The following is a 20607-nucleotide window of genomic DNA, read 5'->3' as shown; positions in this document are numbered from 1 at the left end:
CAGTACGAGGGCTTCCGCCCGGCACGCCGAGAGCACGCACCATACGCCGCGCGGCCCGCCCTCCGGGCGGACGACGGGACTTTGCGGACACGACCTAGGGCGAAAGAGGCGGGCGGGTACGGGTCGGGCCCGCGTCCCGGCCGGGCTCACGACTCAGACCGCCAGGATGCTCAGCCCCGCATCCTCGAAGCGCCGTACCGTCTCCGGCGTCGCCGCCGTGTCCGTGACCAGCGTGTCCACCGCTTCGGCGGCGCAGATCCGGGCGAACGCGCGCTGTCCCAGCTTGCTGGAGTCCGCCGCCACGACCACCCGCTCGGCCCGCTCGCACAGCAGCCGGTTGATGGCCGCCTCCGCCTCGTCGTGCGCGGCGGCGCCGTGCGTGACGTCGAAGGCGACGACACCGAGCACCGCCACGTCGATCGTGATCTGGGACAGCACCCCGTCCGCGAGCGGTCCGATGAGCTCGTACGACTGCGGGCGCGCCACCCCGCCGGTCACCACGATCTTGAACTGGGGCCTCACGGCCAGCTCGTTGGCGATGTTGAGCGCGTTCGTGACGACGGTCAGCGCGGGTGAGCCGGACCCCAGGTCACCCCGTACGGCCAGGGCGCGCGCCACCTCGGTGGTCGTCGTACCGCCGGTCAGTCCCACCGCCTCGCCGGGCGCGATGAGATCGGCCACCGCCTTGGCGATGCGCTGCTTCTCGGAGGCGCGCCGCGCTGTCTTGTAGCGCAGCGGCAGTTCGTACGACACTCCGTGCACGACCGCGCCACCCCGCGTGCGGACCAGCATCTGCTGCTCGGCGAGCTGATCGAAGTCGCGCCGGATCGTGGCGGCCGAGACCTCCAGCTCGGCGGCCGCCTCCTCGACGTCCAGCCGGCCCCGCTCGACGAGCAACTCCAGCAGCGCCTTCCAGCGGGCGTCGCGCGACATCCGACCTCCATCCCTCGATCTCCCGGCGACCTTAGCGCACGCCTTTCCACCGTCTTGCTTGATTCTGCTCGAAAGCTGGCTATATCTTGCAAGAACAATCATTCAGCCCTCGTGGGCCGGAAGGGTGGCGTCATGACGCATGTCGAGGACGAGCTCAACAGCCAGCCCGAGTGCTGGACGCGCGCCGCGACGCAGGCCCGCGGGGCCGGCGCGTCGCTCCCGGCGCCGGGCGAGCGGGTCGCGATCGTCGGCTGCGGGACCTCGTACTTCATGGCGCAGTCCTACGCCGCGCTGCGCGAGGAGTCGTCCCAGGGGGAGACGGACGCCTTCGCCGCCTCGGAGTTCCCGCGCGGACGGTCGTACGACCGGGTCCTCGCCCTCACCCGCTCCGGCACCACCACCGAGGTGCTGGATCTGCTGGGGCGGTTGAAGGGGCGCACGCGCACCACGGCCGTCACCGCCGACCCGGACACCCCCGTCATGGCGGCGGCCGACGACGTCGTGGTCCTCGACTACGCGGACGAACGGTCCGTCGTGCAGACCCGGTTCGCCACCACCGCCCTCACCCTGCTCCGCGCCCACCTAGGCCTGCGCACGGACACCGCCGTGTCCGACGCCCGCACCGCGCTCGCCGCCGACCTGCCCGAAGGACTCGTGGACTGCGTCCAGTTCACCTTCCTCGGCCGCGGCTGGAGCGTCGGGCTCGCCAACGAGGCCGGGCTGAAGATGCGGGAGGCGTCGCTGTCCTGGACCGAGGCGTACCCGGCGATGGAGTACCGGCACGGCCCCATCAGCATCACCACGAACGGCACCGCGACCTGGATGTTCGGAGAGGCACCCGAAGGACTCGCCGAACAGGTGCGCGCCACCGGCGGGTTGTGGATCGAGGGCCGCCTCGACCCCCTCGCCGAGCTGGTCCGCGCCCAGCGGCTCGCGGTCGCCGTCGCCGTGGCCCGCGGCCTCGACCCGGACCGCCCCCGCCACCTCACCCGTTCGGTGATCCTCGCCCCCTGACACCCCGACGTGCCGAGAAAGGACAGGCCGTGCCCCTCGTGACCACCGGCGAGCTCGTCACCCGTGCCGCCGAAGCCCGCTCCGCAGTGGCCGCCTTCAACGTCATCACCCTGGAGCACATCGAGGCGGTGGTCGCCGGCGCCGAGTCGGTGAGTTCACCCGTCGTGCTCCAGGTCAGCGAGAACGCCGTCAAGTTCCGCCACGGGCGGCTCCTTCCACTCGCCCGTGCCGCCGTCACCGCCGCCGAACAGGCCGCCGTACCCGTCGCGCTGCACCTGGACCACATCCGGAGCGACGGCCTGCTCCGCCAGGCCCCGGGCGCCGGGTTCAGCTCCGTGATGTACGACGCGGCACGACTGCCGTATGCCGGCAACCTCGCCGCGACGAAGGCCGCCGTCGACTGGGCGCACGACCAAGGACTCTGGATCGAGGCCGAGTTGGGGCGGCTGGGCGGCAAGAACGGTGAGCCGCCCCTCGACGCCCATGCCCCCGGTGCCCGTACCGACCCGGCGGAGGCGCACGCCTTCGTCGCGGACAGCGGCGTCGACGCCCTCGCCGTGGCCGTCGGCAGTTCCCACGCGATGACCACCCGGACCGCCACCCTCGACCACGAGCTCGTCAAGCGCCTGTCCGCCACCTTGGACGTCCCCCTCGTCCTGCACGGCTCCTCCGGAGTGCCGGACGGCGAACTGACCGCGGCGGTGGCGGGCGGCATCGCCAAGGTCAACGTCGGCACGGCCCTCAACATCGCCATGACGGCCGCCGTCCGGGACTTCCTGGCCGCCCACCCGGAGGCCGTCGACTCACGCAAGTACCTGAGCGTGGGACGCGAGGCGATGGTCCGGGAGGTGGCCCGCGTCATCCGGGTGCTGGCGGCTTCCTGACACGCCGGGGAACATGCCTGCTCGGGTGGGCCGACCCGAAGCGTGGCCGCCCCTCCCGCTCCGCCGGGGCGAGCAGCCTGACCTGGGCGGCCGCTGCCGCGGACGACGAGTGTGATCCGGCGCCGCGAGAGCGCCTCGTACCGCCTGGACAGCCCGCGGTTCACAGCGGGCGGCGCGACCGGCGCGCCTACTTCTTGACCGCCCGCAGCACCACGAACTTCGGGTCGCTCGCGACCAGTTGACTGTTGCCGAACAGCCGCCGCAGCTTCAAGTGGTAGCCGAGATGCCGATTGCCGACGACCCACAGCTCGCCGCCCGGCCCGAGCGCGCGCCGGGCGCCGGTGAACATCCGCCAGGCCGTCGCGTCGGTCGTCGCCTGGTGGGAGTGGAACGGCGGGTTGTTCAGCACGAGGTCCGCGCTTGCGGCCGGGACGCCCGCCAGCCCGTCCCCGACGCGGAACTCGGCCCGCCCGGTCAGCCCGTTCGCCCGGTACGTCGCCTCCGCCGACGCCACGGCCTGGAACGACTCGTCCACGAACAGCACCTCTGCCTCGGGGTTCGCCAGCGCCATCGCCGTCCCGACGACACCGTTGCCGCACCCCAGGTCCACGATCCGTCCGCCGACCTTGCCGTCCGGCAGGTGGCTCAGGAAGAAGCGCGTACCGATGTCGAGCCGGTCGGCACAGAAGACGCCCGCGTGATTGACGACCGCGCGCCCCGAGACCGCGCCGATCCCGTCCGGAAGCGTGTAGGTGTACGGCCACGGATTGCCGGGCCGGTCGAGAGTCGGCTCCGGCGTGCAGAAGATCAGCCGGGCCTTCTTCTCCGCGAGCGAGGTGCGGGTCGGGCCGATGATCCGCTCGAACAGCCGCAGCGTCGAGGTGTGGATCTCCTTCACCATGCCCGTGCCGACGACCACCGTGCCCTCGTGCACCGCCGGCGCCAGCCGCAGCAACAGGTCCTCCAGCAGCGCCAGGCTCTTGGGCACCCGCACCAGGAGGACGTCGACGCGGCTGGGCGGCTCGTCCCGCGTGGTGAGCAGCCGGACCGTGCCGGGCTCCACGCCGTGCCGGACGAGATTGGCCCGGGTCGCCTCCTGGGTGAGGTAGGAGTCCGTGATCTGCGTCGGCCGGTGCGCCGCCAGCGCTGTCACCAGGGCGCCCCAGCGGTCCCCGACGACCACGACCGTGCCGGACAGCGGGAGCTCCTGCTGCGCCAGATAACGCAGGAGGTACTCGTCGGAGGCGTCCCAGGCACGCAGCCGGTCGCGTGGGTCCTGGGGAAAACGGGTCAGCGCCAGCTCGCCCCAGGGCGTGTGCATACGGTCGTTCATCGTGCGTCAAGGCTATGCGACCCCGGCCCGCTCCCGGACCGCCGGTCCAGCCGCGGCTCACGGCCGGTGAGAGAGAGGATGGGAGGCATGGAAGCCGAGCTGTTTCCGCGGGCGCGTACGCAGGTCGCGCCCGGCGCGGTGCACGTGCCCGACTGGCTGGACGCCGGGCGTCAGCGCGAGCTGCTGGCGGCGTGCCGCGCGTGGGCGCGCCCGCCGGCCGGCCTGCGCACGGTCCGCACACCCGGCGGCGGCACGATGAGCGCCCGACAGGTCTGCCTGGGCTGGCACTGGTACCCGTACGGTTACGCCCGCACGGTCGTCGACGGCGACGGCGCCCCGGTGAAACCGTTCCCCGACTGGCTGGGCGAGCTGGGCCGCCGGGCGGTGCGGGACGCGCTGGGAGCGGGCCCGGTGGGCGAACAGGCGGCGGCGTACGACATCGCGCTGATCAACTTCTACGACGCCGACGCCCGTATGGGCATGCACCGCGACAGCGACGAGGACTCGGACGCACCCGTGGTCTCCCTGAGCCTCGGCGACACCTGCGTCTTCCGCTTCGGCAACACCGAGACCCGGGGCCGGCCTTACACGGACGTCGAACTGCGCAGCGGCGATCTGTTCGTCTTCGGCGGCCCGGCGCGACTCGCCCATCACGGCGTGCCGAAGGTGCATCCGGGCACCGCACCCGAGGAGTTGGGGCTGACCGGGCGGTTGAACATCACGCTCAGGGTGAGCGGGCGCTAGGGGTGTTGCCGCGAGGCGGAGGAGGGCGTCGGCGCGACGGGGTCCCCCGCTCCGGCGAAGTCGGGAGTCGGGGGAGTCGGCATCCGACGACAACGCCGCGGACGCGCGTTCCGGACCCCGCGGCGCCGGCATGATCCGAACGACAGACCCTGGGCCGTCGCTCCTGCGGATCATGGGAGACTCGCCCTCATGAGCGGCAAGGCGGACCCCCGGGCGGCGGGGGAAGGGACCACCCCAAGGACGCGGTTGGACCGGGGGCGGGGTGCGCTCGGGCCCGCGTTGGAGCTCGTGCACACCGGGCGCGCTCCCACGCGCGCGGTCCTCACCGCCGAGCTCGGGGTGACCCGGGCCACGGCCGGCGCGGTCGCCGCCGAACTGGAGGCGCTCGGCCTGATCAGGGTCGACGCCCGGCCCGGCGCCGCCGCAGGTTCCCAGGGGCGGCCCTCCCACCGGCTGGCGGTCGCCGAGGACGGCCCGGTCGTCCTCGCCGCACAGGTGCACGCCGACGGCTTCCGGGCGGCCTTGGTCGGGCTGGGCGGCCGTATCGTGGCCACCGCGCCGGGCTGCGAGACCGTGGACGCCGATCCCGCCAAGGTCCTCGGGTCGGTCGTGGAAGCGGGCGCCGACCTGCTGCGCGCGACCGGGCGGCGCTGCGTCGGCGCCGGCCTCGCCGTACCGTCCGCGGTCGCCGAACCTGACGGCCTCGCCCTGAACCCGCTGCACGTGGCGTGGCCCGTGGGCGCTCCCGTCCGCCGTATCTTCGCCGAGTGCGTGCGCGCGGCCGGGATCACCGGCCCCGCCTTCACCGCCAACGACGTCAACCTCGTCGCGCTCGCCGAGCACCGGCACGGCGCGGGTCGCGGCGCCCGTGACCTGCTGTGCGTGGCCACCGGGCACCGGGGCGTGGGTGGTGCGCTCGTGCTGGACGGCCGTCTGCACACCGGCAGTTCGGGCCTGGCCCTGGAGGTCGGCCACCTCACCGTGAACCCCGAGGGCCGGCCCTGTCACTGCGGCAGCCTCGGCTGCCTGGACGTCGAAGCCGACCCGCTGGCGCTCCTCACCGCGGCCGGCCGTGAGCCCGGCCCCGAGGTGTCCCTGCTCCAGCAGGCCAAGGACCTGATCCGCACCCGGTACGACGACCCGGCGGTCCGCAGGGCGACCGAGACCCTCATCGACCGCCTCGGCCTGGGCCTGGCCGGCCTGGTCAACATCCTCAACCCGGACCGCATCATCCTCGGCGGCCTGCACCGCACCCTCCTCGACGCCGACCCCGAGCGGCTGCGCGCGGTCGTCGCCGACCGCAGCCTGTGGGGCCAGAGCGGTGGCGTCCCGATCCTCGCCTGCACCCTCGATCACAACAGCCTGGTCGGCGCGGCCGAGTTGGCCTGGCAGCCGGTGCTGGACGACCCGCTCGGCGCCCTGGCATAGGGCCTGCCCTCGGATCGGCCCGGCGGCACGGACCTGCGGCCTCAGGCCTCCTGCGCGGTCTGCAGGATCCGCGTGTGCGGCGCACCGGCCGGCGCCGGGGCGTTCTCGGACGACGCCTGCACCGTCGTCCTGAGGAACCCCAGGAACCGCTCGGCGTCCGCGCCTCGTCGAGGTCATTTTCACGACGACGTGGGCGGTGTCGTCGACCGGCCGCAGGACGCGGTGGTGCCGTAGGCCTGCCTCGGCGCGCTGCGGGGCGAAGCGGTCGAAGGCCGACTTCCAGGTGGCGAAGTCCTTGATCGGGTGCTCGATGCGCAGGGCCGGCACGGTCCCTCCTCGGCCGTCCAGCCGCTCACCTCCACGCTCGGCCGCTGCCCGGGCGGACGCATGCCCGGCGGGTAGGCTCGACCCATGCGGATCTCCGTCTCCTCGGACATGGACGAACCCGTGGCCCGCCTCCTCGTCGCCGAACTGCGCGAGCGCGGCCACGAGGTGGTCACGCACGGCGCGCTGAGCCCCGGCGACAACACCCAGTGGGCCCCCTGCTCGGAGGCCGCCGCCCGCGAGGTCGCCGCCGGCACGGCGGACCAGGCGGTCGTGTGCTGCTGGACCGGCACGGGCGCGTCGATCGCCGCGAACAAGGTGCCGGGCGTACGGGCCGCTCTCTGCGCGGACGCCTACACCGCGGACGGCGCCCGCCGCTGGAACGACGCCAACGTGCTCGCGCTCAGCCTGCGTCTCACCTCCGAGCCCCTGCTCAAGGAGATCCTCGACGCCTGGTTCGCGGCCGAGGCGAGCGCCGACGCCGAGGACCGGGGGAACGTGGCGCACATCGAGAGGCTGGACGACAGCAGGTCCTAGGGCGCGTATCGAGTCGTGATCAAACTGCCTGCTGTATAAGCCGGTGACGGCTGCCTGCGGCGACTCGCGTGAGATCATCCGTGCATGAGCAGCGACCTGGAAGTGAGTGCTCTGGCGATCAATGTCACGATCCCGCAGGCGCTCCGCTGGACGGACACTCGACGCGGTGAAGAGTTCACGCTGACCACGCTCAACGTCCGGCTTCTCCCGGACGGTCACCTCGCCGTAAAGGCCTATGGCCGACCTGTCGGTGGTGGTCGGGGCGCATACGTCTCGTTCCCTGTCCCCGACAAACCCGAACTGGCGGCCCTGGTCGCCGAAGCTGCCAGCCGTGCCGGGGAGTTGTGGGCCGCCCATCGTGGTCTCGGCTGAGCCCAGTTCGATTCGATGGCGACGGTGGCAGTCCTAGATTTCGTGCTCGCGGCGCGGCCGGGAAGGGTAGATCTTCTTGTGTGACGCGAGTGCAACTGACGGACGAGGAATGGGAGTTCATCGAGCCGTACCTGCCGATCGGCGAGTACGGCCCGTATCCCGAGCGGCTGCGGCAGCAGTTCGAGGGGGTGATCTGGCGGTTCAAGACCGGCGGACAGTGGCGGGAGATGCCGCAGGAGTTCGGTGCCTGGCCGACCGTCCACAACCGCTTCCGGCAGTGGCGGGACGCTGGCGTCTTTGAGGCGCTGTTGGAGGGCCTGATCGCGGAAGCCGCGAAGCGGGGTGAGGTGGATCTGTCCCTGGTCAGCATCGACTCCACCACCGCGCGCGCTCACCACGACGCAGCCGGGATGCATCTGGGCGAGGACGTCCTCACCGCACTGGAGAAGGCTGCCACCGAGGCGGAGAAGGCCAGGTCAAAAGGGGCAGCCTCGAAGAGCAAGACGGACAGGACGGACAGGACGGACAGGACGCCGAGTTCGATCCCGGGCGGGAGGAACGACGACGCATCCGGCGTCGGCGAAAACTCCGCCTGAAGGCCGCCCTCCTGGGACGCTCCAGGGGCGGGCAGACCAGCAAGGTCCACCTCGCCGCCGACCGCAACTGCCGTCCGCTGGCGTTCGGGCTGACTGCGGGCCAGGCCGCCGACAGCCCGCAGTTCATCCCCGTCCTGAAGAAGCTACGGGTCCGCGGCCCCGTCGGCCGCCCCCGCACCCGGCCGGATGCGGTCGCCGCAGACAAGGCCTACTCCTCCCGCAGCAACCGGGCCCACTTGCGCAGACTCGGCATCAAGGCAGTGATCCCGGAGAAGAAGGACCAGGCCGCCAACCGAAAGAAGAAGGGCACCAGGGGCGGCCGGCCCGTCAGCCACGACACCGGCCTCTACAAGGAGAGGAACACCGTCGAGCACCTGATCAACAAGCTCAAGGCCTGGCGAGGCATCGCCACCCGGTACGACAAGACCCCAGACAGCTACCTCGCCGGCCTCCACCTGCGCGCCTCGATGATCTGGCTCAAAGACCTCGCCCGGACCACCAAATGATCACGACTCGATACGCGCCCTAGGTCGTGTCCGCAAAGTCCCGCCTGCCCCGCGACGCCTGGCACGCACTCTCGCCGCACCGGGCGAAAGCCCACGTACAACCAGTACGAGGGCTTCCGCCCGGCACGCCGAGAGCACGCACCATACGCCGCAGGGCCCGCCCTCCGAGCGGACGACGGGACTTTGCGGACACGACCTAGCCCTCCCGCAAAGCCGACGCCGTCCCTCTCGGAGCCGGGGCGTCGGCCGGGGCGGGGGAGTGGGCGTACTGCGCCACTCCCTCGCCGAACGACCAGTCGATGGGCTCGTTCTCCAGCACGTTGACGAACACGTTGCGCGGCTCCGTGTCCGCGTAGGCGTGGGCGAGTTCGGCGATCCGCCGGTACAGCGCCTGCTTCTGCTCCGGACTCCGCCCGGAGCGCATCGTGATCGTGACGTACACCAGGCCGTCGTCCCGCCGGATGCCGAGGTAGGCGGGGTCGTAACGCAGGGTGCTGTGGGTGCCGTCGTGTCCGACCAGCACCTGGAACCGGTCGTCGGGCGGAATCCCGACGGCCTCCACCAGGGCCTCGTGCACGGCACGGCCGAGAGCGTCGAGGCGCTCGGGGTTCGTGCCCAGCGCGTCTATGCGGACGAAGGGCATGTCTGTGGGTCTCCTGTTCGGAACGTCATGAACGGCGGGGCCTCGCGACCAACTCGCCACCGCAGTTGGGACAGGTGTCCCGCATCGCCTCGCTGCACGGCACGCAGAAGGTGCACTCGTACGAGCAGATCCGGGCGGCCGCGTCGAGCGGCAGCGCCGCCGTCTCGCAGCGCTCGCAGCGATCGCGCATCTCCAGTGCCATGTTCCTCGCCCTCCCTCGTCAGCCCGGCAGCCGGTCCCGCCCCGGCGCGGACAGGTGCAGCACCTCGTAGGTGTCACCGTCGGCCTTGGGCAGGTGGCTGTCCCAGAGGGAGAAGTGGATCACCTCCCAGCGGCCGGCGTCCACGGCGGACGCGGCGAGCACCGCGCCGTCCTCGGCGGCCAGACGCTCGGTCTCCCGGGTCGTCTCCGCCATGAAGTCGGCGAGCAGCACCCCGTCAGGCACCTGACGCAGCCGGAGCACCGCCCCGCGCGCGGGGGAGTGGGCGGCGACGCCGGCCGCGCAGGCCAGCCCCGGCCACTGCCGCACCGACGGCCGTCCGAAGTCGTCGACGATGCCCTGGAACGGGCCTTCCCAGAGGAAGCGGTTCATGCCGGCGACGGTGTGCCACAGATAGAACGGCGCGTACTCGTTGACCGGGGACCCGTGCACGCCCCGCTCCCGCACCAGGTACGCCTTGAGGCCCAGGCCCGCCCACGTGTCGAGCAGGTGCCCCCTGGTGGCGACGCGTCGGCGGATGATCTCCATGTCGTAGTCGGCGGGCAGGGTGAGTCCGTACCGCATCGCGAGCATCAAACCGCCTTCCTACCGCGACGAGAGAAGGGCGAGCAGTCCCCGTACACCGGTGTCGAAGGCCGTGGGCGACCCCGACGCACGGGCGAGGACGTAGCCGCCCTGGACCGTCGCGACGATGGCCGCCGCGACCTCCTCGCTGTCCAGCTCCGAGGCGAACAGGCCCTGTTCCCTGCCCTCCTCGACGATCCCGGCGAGCCGTTCACGCAGCCAGTCGAGCGTCTCGTCGACCGGCGCGCGCAATGTGTCGCTCGCCATCACCTCGGGATCCATCGTGAGCCGCCCGACCGGACATCCGCGCAGCACATCGCGCTCCCGCCGCAGATACGCCTCGATGCGCTCGTACGGCGTTCCCGGACCGTCGAGTACTCCGGCGGCGGTGGCCCGCATCTCCTCGGCGGTCCGCCGGATCGCCGCCAGGGCGAGGTCCGGCTTCCCCTTGAAGTGGTGGTACATGCTGCCCTGCCCGGCGTCCGCGCGCTCCAGGATCGCCTTGGGGCTGGTGCCCACGTAGCCGCGCTCCCACAGCAGTTCGCGGGTCGACTCGATCAGTCGTTCCGAGGTGTCCGAGGTGCTCATGCCCTCACTGTACATACTAGTAGTTACAGAAGTCGAGGCGGGTTCGACACAGGCACACCGATCGCTTCGGAGCAGCGCGGTCGACCCCGCGTACTCCCCACGAGGTACGCGCACTGCCGCTGGCCGTACGACGACCCGCACCCCACCGCCGAGCGACTCTCGAAGCATCACCGGACGACCCAATCCGGTCCGACTCGGGAGATGACTCGACATGCAGACCCTGGCTCACTTCGCCGACGGCGGGCCCGGCCCGTGGATCCTCTTCTTCCCGCTGGTCTGGGCGGCCGTCGTGATCGGCGGCATCGCACTGCTGCGTCGCACGGTGTGGCGCGGGCGCGGACACGGCGGCCCCTGGCGCGCCACCCCCGACGGCAACTCGCCCCTCACCGTCCTGGGCCGCCGCTTCGCCTCCGGTGAGATCGACGAGGACGAGTACTGGCGCCGGCTGTCCGTCCTGGACGAGCAGTTCGGCCGTGCCGGCAAGGGCGGTGCCGCATGACGACCGCGCCCGCAGCCCGGACCACCGCCCGGGCCGTCCACGCCGTGCCGGCGTACGGGACCGTCGGCACCGGCGTGCGGGCCCTGAACGGGGTGAGTGTCTGCTTCCCGGGCGGCCGCTTCACCGCGACCATTGGGCCCCCGGGCTCCGGCAGGTCCGCCGTGGCGCACCGCGTGGCCGGTCTCGACACGCTCACCTCGGGCAGCGCCCGCGCCGGCCGTGCTCCTGGCCCTCGTCGGCCTCACCGCTGGACTCTCGCGGGCCCGCGCCGGCGAGCCGGGCGGCACGCCTGGACGCGCTGCGAGCCGTCGCCGCCGAGTGACCGTCCCCGGCGGACCGCCGCGAAGGGTCACCGCCCGGTCAGCCCGCAACGGCCGACCGGGCGGGAGCACGCTCCGGCCTGCGCAGGTCCACCCGTGCTCCGACCTCGGCGAACCGCCGTACGGGCTCCTCGACCGCGACAGCCGTCCGCCGCGGTGCGCGCGCACCCGAGCCCCGCGAGGCGGTGGGCACGGGCGCGGGCAGCGTGAACCACACGACCTTGCCGCAGTCGCCGTCCGGCCGCACGCCCCAGCTCTCGCTGACGGCGGCCACCATCGCCAGCCCGCGCCCGCACGTGGCGAGCGTGTCGCTGTCCGCCACGGCCGGCAGCCGCGGGTCGTTGTCGCGCACCGAGACGGTGAGCCGGTCGAGCAGCAGCTCGATCTCGACGGTGCACGTCTTGTCGGGCTGGGCGTGCAGGTGGACGTTGGTCAACAGCTCGGTCACACCGAGCGCGGCGCGGTCTATCAACGGATCCAGGTGCCAGTAGCGCAACTGCGCCGATACGATTCTGCGGACCTGACCGATCCGCGACGGCAGGGCTTGGAGCTCCACCGTGCAGTGCCTGCTTGGGTAGCTGATCACGGCTGCGACTCCCCGACTGAAGAGGTCCGGAAGAACACGGAGTACGGATCCAGCAGGGTGCTTCAGGAAACGGCCGCCTGCTGTCGTGGCCGGCGGGCTGGTTCGCAGCGTTATCGCCGGTAAACCCAGAGTGACGTGAGACCAGAGTGACGCAGGAGCTGCAATGCCGCAACTCGCAGTGACTCAGCCCTTACGCCCCGCAGCCTTGCGCACGGCCTCGATGAACCGGCGTGCCGCGGGCGGTCCCGGCTCTCCCGGGGCGGGGTCGTGATCACCCAGGGTCAGGGAGTAGCGCTTGCCGTTGATGTCCGCCAGCGCCCGGTCGTCCGGGGCGAACCAGGGCTTGGAGGCCCGTACCGCCTGCACCGGTGCGCTGTCGATCTCGCTGCCGTAGCTGGTGAGCAGCTGCAGCCGGCCGTCGCTGATCCGTACCTGCCCGGCCCGGGTCAACGAGCGCAGCCGCTTCCCGATGCGCACGCCCGTGGCCGTGAACTCCGCCTCCGCCATGCCCCGCCCCCTCGTGTGCGTCGGTGTGCCGGTGTGTCCTCGCGGATGCGACCGGCTCCAGTCGTCATCCAGTGTGCCCCCCGTCCGGGATCGTCGTCCCGTCCGGTGCAGTCTGCCCCGGTCCCGCGCCCAGCACCAGTCCGCGTGGCCTCCCCGGACGGGGTCGCTCGGAGCACTCGCGCGAATGCGCCCCCAGGGGTGGGGTGAAGGAGGCGACCCACGGGTGACTTTGAGGCTCTCAAAGGCCTGTTTATGCAGGTGAGAAGCGTGCGGAAGATGTCTATGCTCGAAGCGACGGCCGCGCGAGTCGCCGTTGCCGCCGAGCCTGAGGAGTACCGCCGTGAGCACCGTCCAGCAGACCCCGTCCGGCGTGACCCTCGACGTCGACCGAAGCGACGGCGCCTATCGCGTCTGGCTCAAAGAGGCCGTCCGAAAGGTCCAGGCCGACGCCAACCGTTCGGCCGACACCCACCTGCTGCGCTTCCCGCTGCCGGAGCGCTGGGGCATCGACCTCTATCTGAAGGACGAGTCGACCCACCCGACCGGCAGCCTCAAGCACCGGCTGGCCCGCTCGCTCTTCCTCTACGGTCTGTGCAACGGCTGGATCCGGCCGGGCCGCCCGGTGATCGAGGCGTCCAGCGGTTCGACGGCCGTCTCCGAGGCGTACTTCGCGAAGCTGATCGGCGTGCCCTTCATCGCGGTCATGCCGCGCACGACGAGTGCCGAGAAGTGCCGTCTGATCGAGTTCCACGGCGGCCGGTGCCATTTCGTGGACGACTCGCGGAAGATGTACGAGGAGTCCGCACGCCTCGCCGTGGAGACCGGCGGCCACTACATGGACCAGTTCACCTACGCCGAGCGGGCCACGGACTGGCGCGGCAACAACAACATCGCCGAATCCATCTTCCGCCAGCTCAGACTGGAGCGGTTCCCGGAGCCCGCGTGGATCGTCGCCACGGCCGGCACCGGCGGCACCTCCGCGACCATCGCCCGGTACGTCCACTACATGCAGCACGACACCCGCATCTGCGTCGCCGACCCGGAGAACTCCTGTTTCTTCGAGGGCTGGACCACCGGCGATCCGGACGTCACCTGCGACTGCGGCTCCCGGATCGAGGGCATCGGCCGGCCCCGTATGGAGCCGAGCTTCGTCCCCGGCGCCGTCGACCGGATGATGAAGGTGCCGGACGCGGCGAGCGTCGCCGCCGTACGGGCCCTGGAGCAGGCCATCGGACGCAAGGCGGGCGGCTCCACGGGCACCGGGCTGTGGAGCGCGCTGAAGATCGTCGCCGAAATGGTGGCCGAGGGGCGGCGGGGGAGCGTGGTGACTCTGCTGTGCGACCCGGGGGACCGGTATCTCGACAAGTACTACTCGGACACCTGGCTGGCCGAGCAGGGCCTGGACATCGCCCCGTACTCGGCGGCCATCGACCAACTGCTGGACACGGGTGTGTGGCCCGAGTGACCCGCGAGAACCGGACAGGCCCTAGGAGGCCGCGACCGCCAGCCGCCGGTCCAGCGTCGTGACGGTGTCCCGGAACACCCGGCCCAGGCCGGCCCGCGCGAGCCCGAAGGCGAACCGGAACGGAGCCGTGCCGTCCACCGCGAACGTCCACTGCAGCCGTGTGCCGGTCCCCGCAGGGGCGAGCCGCCACTCCTCGACGATCGCCCGCGCCCCGGGCGCGTTGGTGACGTCGACTCGGTAGGCGTACACCTCGGGGCTCTTAGCCACGAGGATCGTCTCCTCGAAGCGGGTACCGCCCCGCAGCCGGACCTCGCGCCGGGCCCCACCGTCGAGCGGCCGGGCCAGGGTGACCGCCGAGAACCACTGTGCCCAGCCGGGCACGTCCTCGGCGAGCGCGTGGAACACGGCCTCCGGCGCGGCGGACATCTCCCGCGCGAAGACGTGCCGTACGGGCGCGCGCTCGATGAAGTCGAGCTCCACCTCGCGCAGCAGGTTAGCCATGGACGAAACCCCCTATGCCGACGCCGCTCCGGGCAGCGCCACCATAACTGGCACCTCGTCAGATGTCTGCACCCTCAGACGTCGACGTCCTCGTCGGGCTCGCCCGCCACCACCAGCCGCCGCAGATGCTCCGAGATCTCCGAGCGCGCCTCGGTCGCCAGACCGGAGTCCGTCACCAAGGTGTCGACCTGGTCCAGCGTCGCGAACGAACTCAGCCCCACCACACCCCACTTGGTGTGGTCCGCGACCACGACGACCCGCCGCGCCGACTGCACCAGACGCCGGTTGGTCTCGGCCTCCGCGAGGTTCGGCGTGGACAGGCCGGCCTCGACCGATATCCCGTGCACGCCGAGGAACAGCACGTCGAAGTGGAGCGTTCCGATCGCCTGGTCGGCCACCGGGCCCACCAGTGAGTCGGACGGGGTGCGCACCCCACCGGTCAGCACGACCGTGGCCGCGCCCTGGCGGGGCCCCGACGTGCGCTGCGCCGCGTGGAAGACGTCGGCCACCCGCACCGAATTGGTGACGACGGTGAGGTCGGGAACGTCGACCAGCTGATGCGCCAGCGCGAACGTCGTCGTACCGCCGGACAGCGCGATCGCGGAACCGGGCGCGACGAGATCGGCCGCGGCCCGCGCGATGTCCTCCTTGGCCGTCAGCTCCAGACCGGACTTGGCTTCGAACCCGGGCTCGTGGGTGCTCGCCTCGACCACCGGGACCGCGCCGCCGTGCACCTTCTCCAGCACTCCCTGCCGGGCCAGCGCGTCGAGGTCACGGCGCACCGTCATGTCCGACACGCCGAGCTTGCGGGTCAGCTCGTTGACGCGGACCCCGCCTCGGCGCCGCACCTCGTCCAGGATCAGGGCGCGCCGCTGCTCCGCGAGGAGGTTCTGATTCTCGCTCACGTACGCTCCGGTCCTTTCGCCTCAGTCGTCCGACTCACCCGCGCAACCCCTCCGACAAGGACATTCTCGCCCTCCCCGGGGCGCGGGAGGTCCCATACTCGCACGGGTCGGTACGGGTCGCGCCACTGGCCGTCACGACGCGCTCATGTCACTTCGGCGGGGTCCGTTCCCTTGTTCGTGTCACGGATCGGGGAGATTCCGTGACGAGAGGTGTAGGAACCCTCATCAGCGGAGATCCTTGTGCCCGCACAGACAGAAGCCGACGGCTCGTCACGGGGGAAGTGCGAACCATGGAACATGCGCAACAGCGCGCCGCGTCGAACGGGCCCCACGGCCCGGGTCCGCGGCCCGACGAAGCCCGGATCGCCCTGGAACTGCTGGTTCACGGGGTCGGCGGCACCACGCCGCAGGACATGCTCGACGATCCGCGCACCGTGCGGATCAGCGGCGACGACACGGCCGCGGTGTTCCGGCGCGCCGACGACGTCGACGCGGAGGACAGATCGGAGGAGTACCAGGGCAGACCGGTGCCCGAGGCGTATGTCTGGTGCAACCTGACCTCGGGAAACAGCGCACGTGCCCTGTGGCTGCTGTTACTGCCGTTCATGGTGGTCAACCTCGCCCACTGGATGCGCCCCACCACCCGGGGGCGCGAGCGGACGGTGCGGCTGTACGGCCTGCTCGTGCGGCTCGCCGGGCTGACGCTGACGGTGCTGCTGGTCGCGGCCGCCTGCGAGGTCGCCCTCGACCTCACGGCCTGGCAGTGCGCGGGCACGCGCGCGTGCGCCGAGCGGCACAGCTGGCTGGGCTTCCTGTCGCCCGTGGTCTCCGACGGCGGCTGGTGGAGCCACCCCGGACGCCGGCTCGCCCTGGCATCCCTGGTCCCCGCCGCGCTGACCGGCCTGCTGTGGTACCTCTCCCGCCGGACCTGGAGCGCCTACGAGTCCCAGCAGCCCATGACCCACGAGCCCGAGCCCGCCGAGAAGCCCGGCCGTACCACCCTGGGCCGCCCCGGCTTCTGGTACGGCCGCCGCCTGGTCGCCCGGCTGCGCGCCGCGCACACCACCGCCGGCCTGCTGACCGTCGTCGCAGCGGTCGGCTCGGCCGCGGCCCGCTTCGACCGCCGGCCGGGCGGCCCCGTCCTGCTCGACGTGCTGGGCCGGCTCCTGGAGGCGGCGATCGTCGTCGGGGCCGTCGCCGTGATCTGGGTGGTCTGCCGCCGGGGCCGCAGCGAGAACTGCCTCGACCGCGAACTCGACGAGCGTCTCGTACGGCGTCTGCCGCTCGCCGCCCTCGCCCTGCTGACGCTCGCCCTGGTGTACGCCGGCTGGGAGCGGCCGGGCTGGCGGTCCGAGGGCCGCCTCCCGGGCGATGCGACCTTCGGCGCCCTCGCCTTCCTCCAGGGCCTGCTCGTGATCGTCCTCGCCGTCGTCGCCCGTGTCCTGCACCGCACCGACCCCGACCCGCGCGCCGCGATGCGGGGCCTGGCCGGACCGGCCGTGGCGATGCTGGCCTGCGCCCTGGGGGGCGTGATGTCCGGCGGGGTGTCCCAACGGGTCTCCGACTGGCTGGACGGCACGGGCAGGTCCATCGACGGCCCGCCGGTCCTGCTGACCTGGCAGGCCTCCGTCATCCCACCGCTGCTGGTCCTGCTGCTGCTGCTCTTCGGCGTGCTGGCGTGGCGGGCCTGGCGGCTGCGCCGCACCGAACTCGGCACGGTCGAGTTCGACTACGCCGGGGAGCCCCAGGACAGGGCGCGCACCCGCCGGATCGCGAGCACACGCGCGATGGCCACGCTCACCGACCGCGCCCCGCTCGTCGTCGCCGTCACGTCCACCGCGACCCTGCTCCTGGGTGCCGGAGCCCTGGTCGGCGCGCTGACGAGCGACAAGACACCGAGCGCGGCCGCCGACGGCACGTACGCCTTCGTCCACGGAGCCGCCGAGACGTCCCAGGCGCTCGGCTCCTGGCTGATCGGCGTCGGCTTCATACTCTTCGTCACCTGGGGCAGGCGCGCCTACAAGGACGCCTCCGCGCGCCGCACCATCGGCATCCTGTGGGACGTCGGCACCTTCTGGCCGCGCGCCGCACACCCCTTCGCACCGCCCTGCTACGCCGAGCGGGCGGTACCCGATCTGACCTGGCGGATGGCGACCTGGACACGCGCCGAGCCGGGCCGTCGCCTCGTCATCTCCGGACACTCGCAAGGCAGTGTGCTCGCCGCGGCCGCCGCCTGGCAGCTGCGGCCCTCGGACCGCAAGCGCGTCGCGCTGCTGACCTACGGATCCCCGCTGGAGCGCCTCTACGGCCGCTGGTTCCCTGCCCACTTCGGCCCGGCCGCGCTCGCCTCCCTGCACAGCGAGGTCGACTGCTGGCGCAACCTCCACCGGCCCACCGACCCCATCGGCGGCCCGGTCCGCCTGGCCGGCGCCTGCGGCCCCGCCGTGGACCGCGACGCCCTGAAGGACCCGCTGGCGTACGGCCGTACCGCCGAGCACCCGCTGCCCGCTCCCATCCGCGGCCACTCCGACTACCAGGCGGACCCGGCGTTCGCCGAGGAGCGGGAGCGACTGCTGGCGAGGCTGCGACCGGAGGTCCCCGGACAACGGCCGGAGGCCGACTGCTGACCGCCATGGCCCAGGAGGGCACGCGACGGCGGCGCCGCTCGCCCTGCCCGAGCGGCGGCCTCAGGGCAGATCCGGCAGGTCCTCCGCGTAGAGCAGGGTCAGGTCGTCCGTGCTCGGTTCGTCGAGCTGGGCGACCCGGCTCGCGTGTCGCTCCACCATGGCCTCGAAGGTCTGGCGTGCCGTGCGGCCGTTGCCGAACGCCGGGCCCTTGGGGAGGGCCGTGAAGTACTCCAGCAGCGCCTCGGCGAGGCCCGGGCCGAGCCGGTACTCGTGCTCCTCGGCCTGCTGTTCCACGATCCGCAGCAGTTCGTCCGGGCCGTAGTCGGAGAAGGTGATGGTCCGTGAGAACCGGGATGCCACCCCGGGGTTGACCGACAGGAACCGCTCCATCTCGGCCGTGTAGCCCGCGACGATCACCACCACCGCGTCCCGGTGGTCCTCCATCAGCTTCACCAGCGTGTCGATGGCCTCCTTGCCGAAGTCCCGGCCCGAGTCCTCCGGCGACAGCGCGTACGCCTCGTCGATGAACAGCACACCGCCGCGCGCCTTGTCGAACGCCTCCTGCGTGCGGATCGCCGTGGAGCCGATGTGCTCACCGACCAGGTCGACCCGCGAGACCTCGACCAGGTGGCCCTTCTCCAGGACACCGAGGGAGGCGAGGATCTCGCCGTAGAGGCGGGCGACCGTCGTCTTGCCGGTGCCGGGGGAGCCGGTGAAGACCAGGTGCCGCTTGACCGACGCCGCCTTGAGACCCGCCTGCACGCGGCGCCGGCCCACCTCGATCATGTCGGTGAGGGCGCGCACCTCGCGCTTGACGCTCTCCAGGCCCACCAGCGCGTCCAGTTCGCCGAGGACGGCCTTGGAGGTCCGCGCCGGCTTCTCCGGCTCGGCGGCGAGGAGAGGCTCCTGCTCGGTGGTGCGCTGGCCGGGGATCGAGCCCAGCAGGCCGGGGGACTGGCCCACGGTCTGCACGGCGGGCTCAGGCGTCACCGGTGGCTGCCTCAGGCCCGCGCTCTCGTCGCTGGTGCAGTCCTCCACCTCGGGGCCCGCCCCGGAGGCCGCGTCCGGGCCGCCGTCCGCGAACTCGTATCCGCCGCGCGCGCACCGCTCCGTACGGCACTTGCGCAGTGTCGTACGGCAGCCGTCGATCACGTGGAAGCCGTAACCCGCGCTGCCCCGCACCCGGCAGTTCAGGAAGGTGCCGCGCCCACCCGCCGAGACGTAGAACCCGGCCTCCGCAGGGGAGTCCACCGTGCAGCGCTCGATGGTGGGGTCGGCGCCCTTGGTGACGATGACGCCGGTCTGCATGCCGTCCAGGGTGCAGTTGCTGAGGGTGCCGCCACTGCCGTGGTCCCGGAACCAGGCGCCCGTCGCCGCGTCCCGGATCCGGCAGTCGTCGAGCTGCGCGGTGGCGCCGTCGCTCACCGACACGGCCGTGTTGCGCACCTGCGTCAGATCGCTGTCGACGACGTCCGCGCGCGAGCCGCGGTCCAGGACGAACAGGGCGTCCGGCACGTCGTGCACCCGGCAGGAGTCCAGAACCGCCGTGGCACCGTCGCTGACCCACACCGCCGGGTAGTCGCCCGTGCTGTCGAAGATCTCGCACTGGTTGGCGTCCACGCGGGTGCCCGGGTCCCACACCGATAGGCCGTTGCGCCCGAACTGACGCACCGTCGTGCGGGTCAGGGTGAGCACGGAGCGGGACCGCAGATCGACGGCGTTCTCCGGAATGTCGTGGATCCGGCAGTCGGCCAGGGTCAGTACGGCGTCCGTGTCCAGCGTGACTCCGTCGGCGGTCGTGCGGTGCACATCGCAGTCGGTGAGATGGGCCGTCGCCCGGCCGGTGATCTGGACACCGGAACCACGGACCTCGTAGATCTCGCAACCGACCGCTTCCAGGGCGGAGTTCTCTCCGGTCGCCGTCACACCGGAGCCCGAGGCGTGGTGGATCCTGCAGCGCTCCAGACGAGGGTGGGCGCCGCCGCGCACGGCGATGCCCGCCTGGCCGGCCGCGACCACCTCGCACTCCTCGAACACCCCGCCGCCGCCGTCGAGTACGGCGATACCGATGCCGGCGGGATTGTCGACCGTGCAGCGGCGCACGGTCGGCCGGGCACCACCGCGCACCTCGATCCCGGCCGCGGACCGCGTGACGACCCGGACGTCCGCCAGCTCCGGGGCCCCCTCCTCGACCAGCAACGCGGGCGCCGCCGCGTCCTGGCCCTCCACATGCAGGTCCTGGACCACCGCGGAGGCGCGCACCGTCAACGGCACGCCGTCCACGGGCGCGATGCGCACCGAGCCCGGGGAACCCTCGGGGCCGCGCAGGGTCACCGCCCGCTGGACGACGAGGTTCTCCCGGTACGTGCCGGGGGCTACGGTGAGGACGTCACCGTCGGCCGCGGCCTCCAGGGCGGCGGCGAGCGAAGCGTACTCACCCGTGCGGCGCCGCCACCGCGATGTGCCGGTGTGCGTCACCTGGACCGTGCCCTGTGCCATGGCGTTGATGTG

20 protein-coding genes and 1 pseudogene are annotated in these 20607 nt (G+C 72.3%); 10 read left to right on the top strand and 11 right to left on the bottom strand.

Going from position 1 to position 20607, the window contains the following annotated elements; translation table 11 throughout:
- Positions 1-153: 153 nt before the first annotated feature.
- A complete protein-coding gene (locus ACWCPI_RS11485; protein ID WP_451037911.1) occupies positions 154-933 on the bottom strand; it encodes a DeoR/GlpR family DNA-binding transcription regulator in 780 nt (259 codons plus the stop codon).
- Between the two features lie 132 nt (positions 934-1065).
- Here ACWCPI_RS11485 and ACWCPI_RS11480 point away from each other — a divergent pair, with 132 nt between their 5' ends.
- Together ACWCPI_RS11480 and ACWCPI_RS11475 are read left to right on the top strand one after the other, a co-directional pair.
- Positions 1066-1947 (top strand): SIS domain-containing protein, encoded by an 882-nt coding sequence (locus tag ACWCPI_RS11480; protein ID WP_451037910.1) that lies wholly within the window; start codon positions 1066-1068, stop codon positions 1945-1947.
- Positions 1948-1976: 29 nt separating this feature from the next.
- Positions 1977-2831, top strand: a complete 855-nt coding sequence (locus ACWCPI_RS11475; protein WP_451037909.1) for a class II fructose-bisphosphate aldolase — start codon at positions 1977-1979, stop codon at positions 2829-2831.
- 187 nt (positions 2832-3018) lie between these two features.
- Here the strand turns inward: ACWCPI_RS11475 and ACWCPI_RS11470 are convergent, their stop codons facing one another.
- Positions 3019-4152, bottom strand: a complete 1134-nt coding sequence (locus tag ACWCPI_RS11470; RefSeq protein ID WP_451037940.1) for a methyltransferase — start codon at positions 4150-4152, stop codon at positions 3019-3021.
- A 99-nt stretch (positions 4153-4251) separates the two neighbouring features.
- On the opposite strand from ACWCPI_RS11470, the gene ACWCPI_RS11465 reads away from it, so the two are divergent.
- The 5 genes and pseudogenes from ACWCPI_RS11465 (at position 4252) to ACWCPI_RS11445 (ending at position 8671) form a co-directional block, all read left to right on the top strand.
- Positions 4252-4908: an alpha-ketoglutarate-dependent dioxygenase AlkB family protein gene (locus ACWCPI_RS11465; RefSeq protein ID WP_451037908.1), complete on the top strand. Its 657-nt coding sequence runs from the start codon at positions 4252-4254 to the stop codon at positions 4906-4908.
- 189 nt (positions 4909-5097) lie between these two features.
- Positions 5098-6336 (top strand): ROK family protein, encoded by a 1239-nt coding sequence (locus ACWCPI_RS11460; protein WP_451037907.1) that lies wholly within the window; start codon positions 5098-5100, stop codon positions 6334-6336.
- A gap of 411 nt (positions 6337-6747) precedes the next feature.
- Positions 6748-7197 carry an RpiB/LacA/LacB family sugar-phosphate isomerase gene (locus ACWCPI_RS11455; protein WP_451037906.1) on the top strand — a complete coding sequence of 150 codons (450 nt, stop codon included), beginning with the start codon at positions 6748-6750 and terminating at the stop codon, positions 7195-7197.
- Between the two features lie 84 nt (positions 7198-7281).
- The gene (locus ACWCPI_RS11450; protein ID WP_451037905.1) at positions 7282-7569 is read left to right on the top strand and encodes a hypothetical protein; all 288 of its coding nucleotides are present in this window, start codon (positions 7282-7284) and stop codon (positions 7567-7569) included.
- Positions 7570-7649: 80 nt separating this feature from the next.
- Positions 7650-8671: pseudogene (locus tag ACWCPI_RS11445) on the top strand (IS5 family transposase).
- Positions 8672-8867: 196 nt separating this feature from the next.
- Here ACWCPI_RS11445 and ACWCPI_RS11440 read toward each other — a convergent pair.
- From ACWCPI_RS11440 to ACWCPI_RS11425, 4 genes are read right to left on the bottom strand one after another with little or no spacing between them, the layout of a single operon-like run.
- Positions 8868-9314, bottom strand: coding sequence for a tautomerase family protein (locus tag ACWCPI_RS11440; RefSeq protein ID WP_451037904.1), 447 nt, complete (start codon positions 9312-9314; stop codon positions 8868-8870).
- A 25-nt stretch (positions 9315-9339) separates the two neighbouring features.
- On the bottom strand, positions 9340-9516 hold the full coding sequence (locus ACWCPI_RS11435; protein WP_451037903.1) for a DUF1272 domain-containing protein: 177 nt from the start codon (positions 9514-9516) through the stop codon (positions 9340-9342).
- An 18-nt stretch (positions 9517-9534) separates the two neighbouring features.
- Complete coding sequence (locus ACWCPI_RS11430) at positions 9535-10107, bottom strand: DUF4865 family protein (protein WP_451037902.1); 573 nt, start codon at positions 10105-10107, stop codon at positions 9535-9537.
- 12 nt (positions 10108-10119) lie between these two features.
- Entirely contained in the window at positions 10120-10686 is a 567-nt protein-coding gene (locus ACWCPI_RS11425; RefSeq protein ID WP_451037901.1) for a TetR/AcrR family transcriptional regulator, read from the bottom strand.
- 211 nt (positions 10687-10897) lie between these two features.
- Between ACWCPI_RS11425 and ACWCPI_RS11420 the strand changes: the two genes are divergently transcribed.
- On the top strand, positions 10898-11185 hold the full coding sequence (locus ACWCPI_RS11420) for an SHOCT domain-containing protein (RefSeq protein WP_451037900.1): 288 nt from the start codon (positions 10898-10900) through the stop codon (positions 11183-11185).
- 360 nt (positions 11186-11545) lie between these two features.
- On the opposite strand, the gene ACWCPI_RS11415 is transcribed toward ACWCPI_RS11420, so the two are convergent.
- Positions 11546-12091 (bottom strand): ATP-binding protein, encoded by a 546-nt coding sequence (locus ACWCPI_RS11415; protein ID WP_451037899.1) that lies wholly within the window; start codon positions 12089-12091, stop codon positions 11546-11548.
- A gap of 183 nt (positions 12092-12274) precedes the next feature.
- Positions 12275-12598, bottom strand: coding sequence for a hypothetical protein (locus ACWCPI_RS11410; RefSeq protein WP_388795094.1), 324 nt, complete (start codon positions 12596-12598; stop codon positions 12275-12277).
- A 340-nt stretch (positions 12599-12938) separates the two neighbouring features.
- Here ACWCPI_RS11410 and ACWCPI_RS11405 point away from each other — a divergent pair, with 340 nt between their 5' ends.
- Positions 12939-14063: a PLP-dependent cysteine synthase family protein gene (locus ACWCPI_RS11405; RefSeq protein ID WP_451037898.1), complete on the top strand. Its 1125-nt coding sequence runs from the start codon at positions 12939-12941 to the stop codon at positions 14061-14063.
- A gap of 21 nt (positions 14064-14084) precedes the next feature.
- On the opposite strand, the gene ACWCPI_RS11400 is transcribed toward ACWCPI_RS11405, so the two are convergent.
- On the bottom strand, positions 14085-14564 hold the full coding sequence (locus tag ACWCPI_RS11400; RefSeq protein ID WP_451037897.1) for an SRPBCC family protein: 480 nt from the start codon (positions 14562-14564) through the stop codon (positions 14085-14087).
- 74 nt (positions 14565-14638) lie between these two features.
- A complete protein-coding gene (locus ACWCPI_RS11395; RefSeq protein ID WP_451037896.1) occupies positions 14639-15469 on the bottom strand; it encodes a DeoR/GlpR family DNA-binding transcription regulator in 831 nt (276 codons plus the stop codon).
- Positions 15470-15759: 290 nt separating this feature from the next.
- On the opposite strand from ACWCPI_RS11395, the gene ACWCPI_RS11390 reads away from it, so the two are divergent.
- Complete coding sequence (locus ACWCPI_RS11390) at positions 15760-18096, top strand: hypothetical protein (protein WP_451037895.1); 2337 nt, start codon at positions 15760-15762, stop codon at positions 18094-18096.
- 60 nt (positions 18097-18156) lie between these two features.
- On the opposite strand, the gene ACWCPI_RS11385 is transcribed toward ACWCPI_RS11390, so the two are convergent.
- Positions 18157-20595 carry a right-handed parallel beta-helix repeat-containing protein gene (locus ACWCPI_RS11385; protein ID WP_451037894.1) on the bottom strand — a complete coding sequence of 813 codons (2439 nt, stop codon included), beginning with the start codon at positions 20593-20595 and terminating at the stop codon, positions 18157-18159.
- Positions 20596-20607: the final 12 nt, after the last annotated feature.

The organism is Streptomyces sp. NPDC001920, from assembly GCF_053594495.1.
This window is presented reverse-complemented; position numbering and strand designations above follow the sequence as displayed.

Bases quoted from the DNA above. Each gene is read 5' to 3' on its own strand.
- ACWCPI_RS11485 (WP_451037911.1), bottom strand. From the start codon at position 933: ATGTCGCGCGACGCCCGCTGGAAGGCGCTGCTGGAGTTGCTCGTCGAG.
- ACWCPI_RS11480 (WP_451037910.1), top strand. From the start codon at position 1,066: ATGACGCATGTCGAGGACGAGCTCAACAGCCAGCCCGAGTGCTGGACG.
- ACWCPI_RS11470 (WP_451037940.1), bottom strand. From the start codon at position 4,152: ATGCACACGCCCTGGGGCGAGCTGGCGCTGACCCGTTTTCCCCAGGAC.
- ACWCPI_RS11465 (WP_451037908.1), top strand. From the start codon at position 4,252: ATGGAAGCCGAGCTGTTTCCGCGGGCGCGTACGCAGGTCGCGCCCGGC.
- ACWCPI_RS11460 (WP_451037907.1), top strand. From the start codon at position 5,098: ATGAGCGGCAAGGCGGACCCCCGGGCGGCGGGGGAAGGGACCACCCCA.
- ACWCPI_RS11455 (WP_451037906.1), top strand. From the start codon at position 6,748: ATGCGGATCTCCGTCTCCTCGGACATGGACGAACCCGTGGCCCGCCTC.
- ACWCPI_RS11450 (WP_451037905.1), top strand. From the start codon at position 7,282: ATGAGCAGCGACCTGGAAGTGAGTGCTCTGGCGATCAATGTCACGATC.
- ACWCPI_RS11440 (WP_451037904.1), bottom strand. From the start codon at position 9,314: ATGCCCTTCGTCCGCATAGACGCGCTGGGCACGAACCCCGAGCGCCTC.
- ACWCPI_RS11435 (WP_451037903.1), bottom strand. From the start codon at position 9,516: ATGGCACTGGAGATGCGCGATCGCTGCGAGCGCTGCGAGACGGCGGCG.
- ACWCPI_RS11430 (WP_451037902.1), bottom strand. From the start codon at position 10,107: ATGCTCGCGATGCGGTACGGACTCACCCTGCCCGCCGACTACGACATG.
- ACWCPI_RS11425 (WP_451037901.1), bottom strand. From the start codon at position 10,686: ATGAGCACCTCGGACACCTCGGAACGACTGATCGAGTCGACCCGCGAA.
- ACWCPI_RS11420 (WP_451037900.1), top strand. From the start codon at position 10,898: ATGCAGACCCTGGCTCACTTCGCCGACGGCGGGCCCGGCCCGTGGATC.
- ACWCPI_RS11410 (WP_388795094.1), bottom strand. From the start codon at position 12,598: ATGGCGGAGGCGGAGTTCACGGCCACGGGCGTGCGCATCGGGAAGCGG.
- ACWCPI_RS11400 (WP_451037897.1), bottom strand. From the start codon at position 14,564: ATGGCTAACCTGCTGCGCGAGGTGGAGCTCGACTTCATCGAGCGCGCG.
- ACWCPI_RS11390 (WP_451037895.1), top strand. From the start codon at position 15,760: ATGGAACATGCGCAACAGCGCGCCGCGTCGAACGGGCCCCACGGCCCG.
- ACWCPI_RS11385 (WP_451037894.1), bottom strand. From the start codon at position 20,595: ATGGCACAGGGCACGGTCCAGGTGACGCACACCGGCACATCGCGGTGG.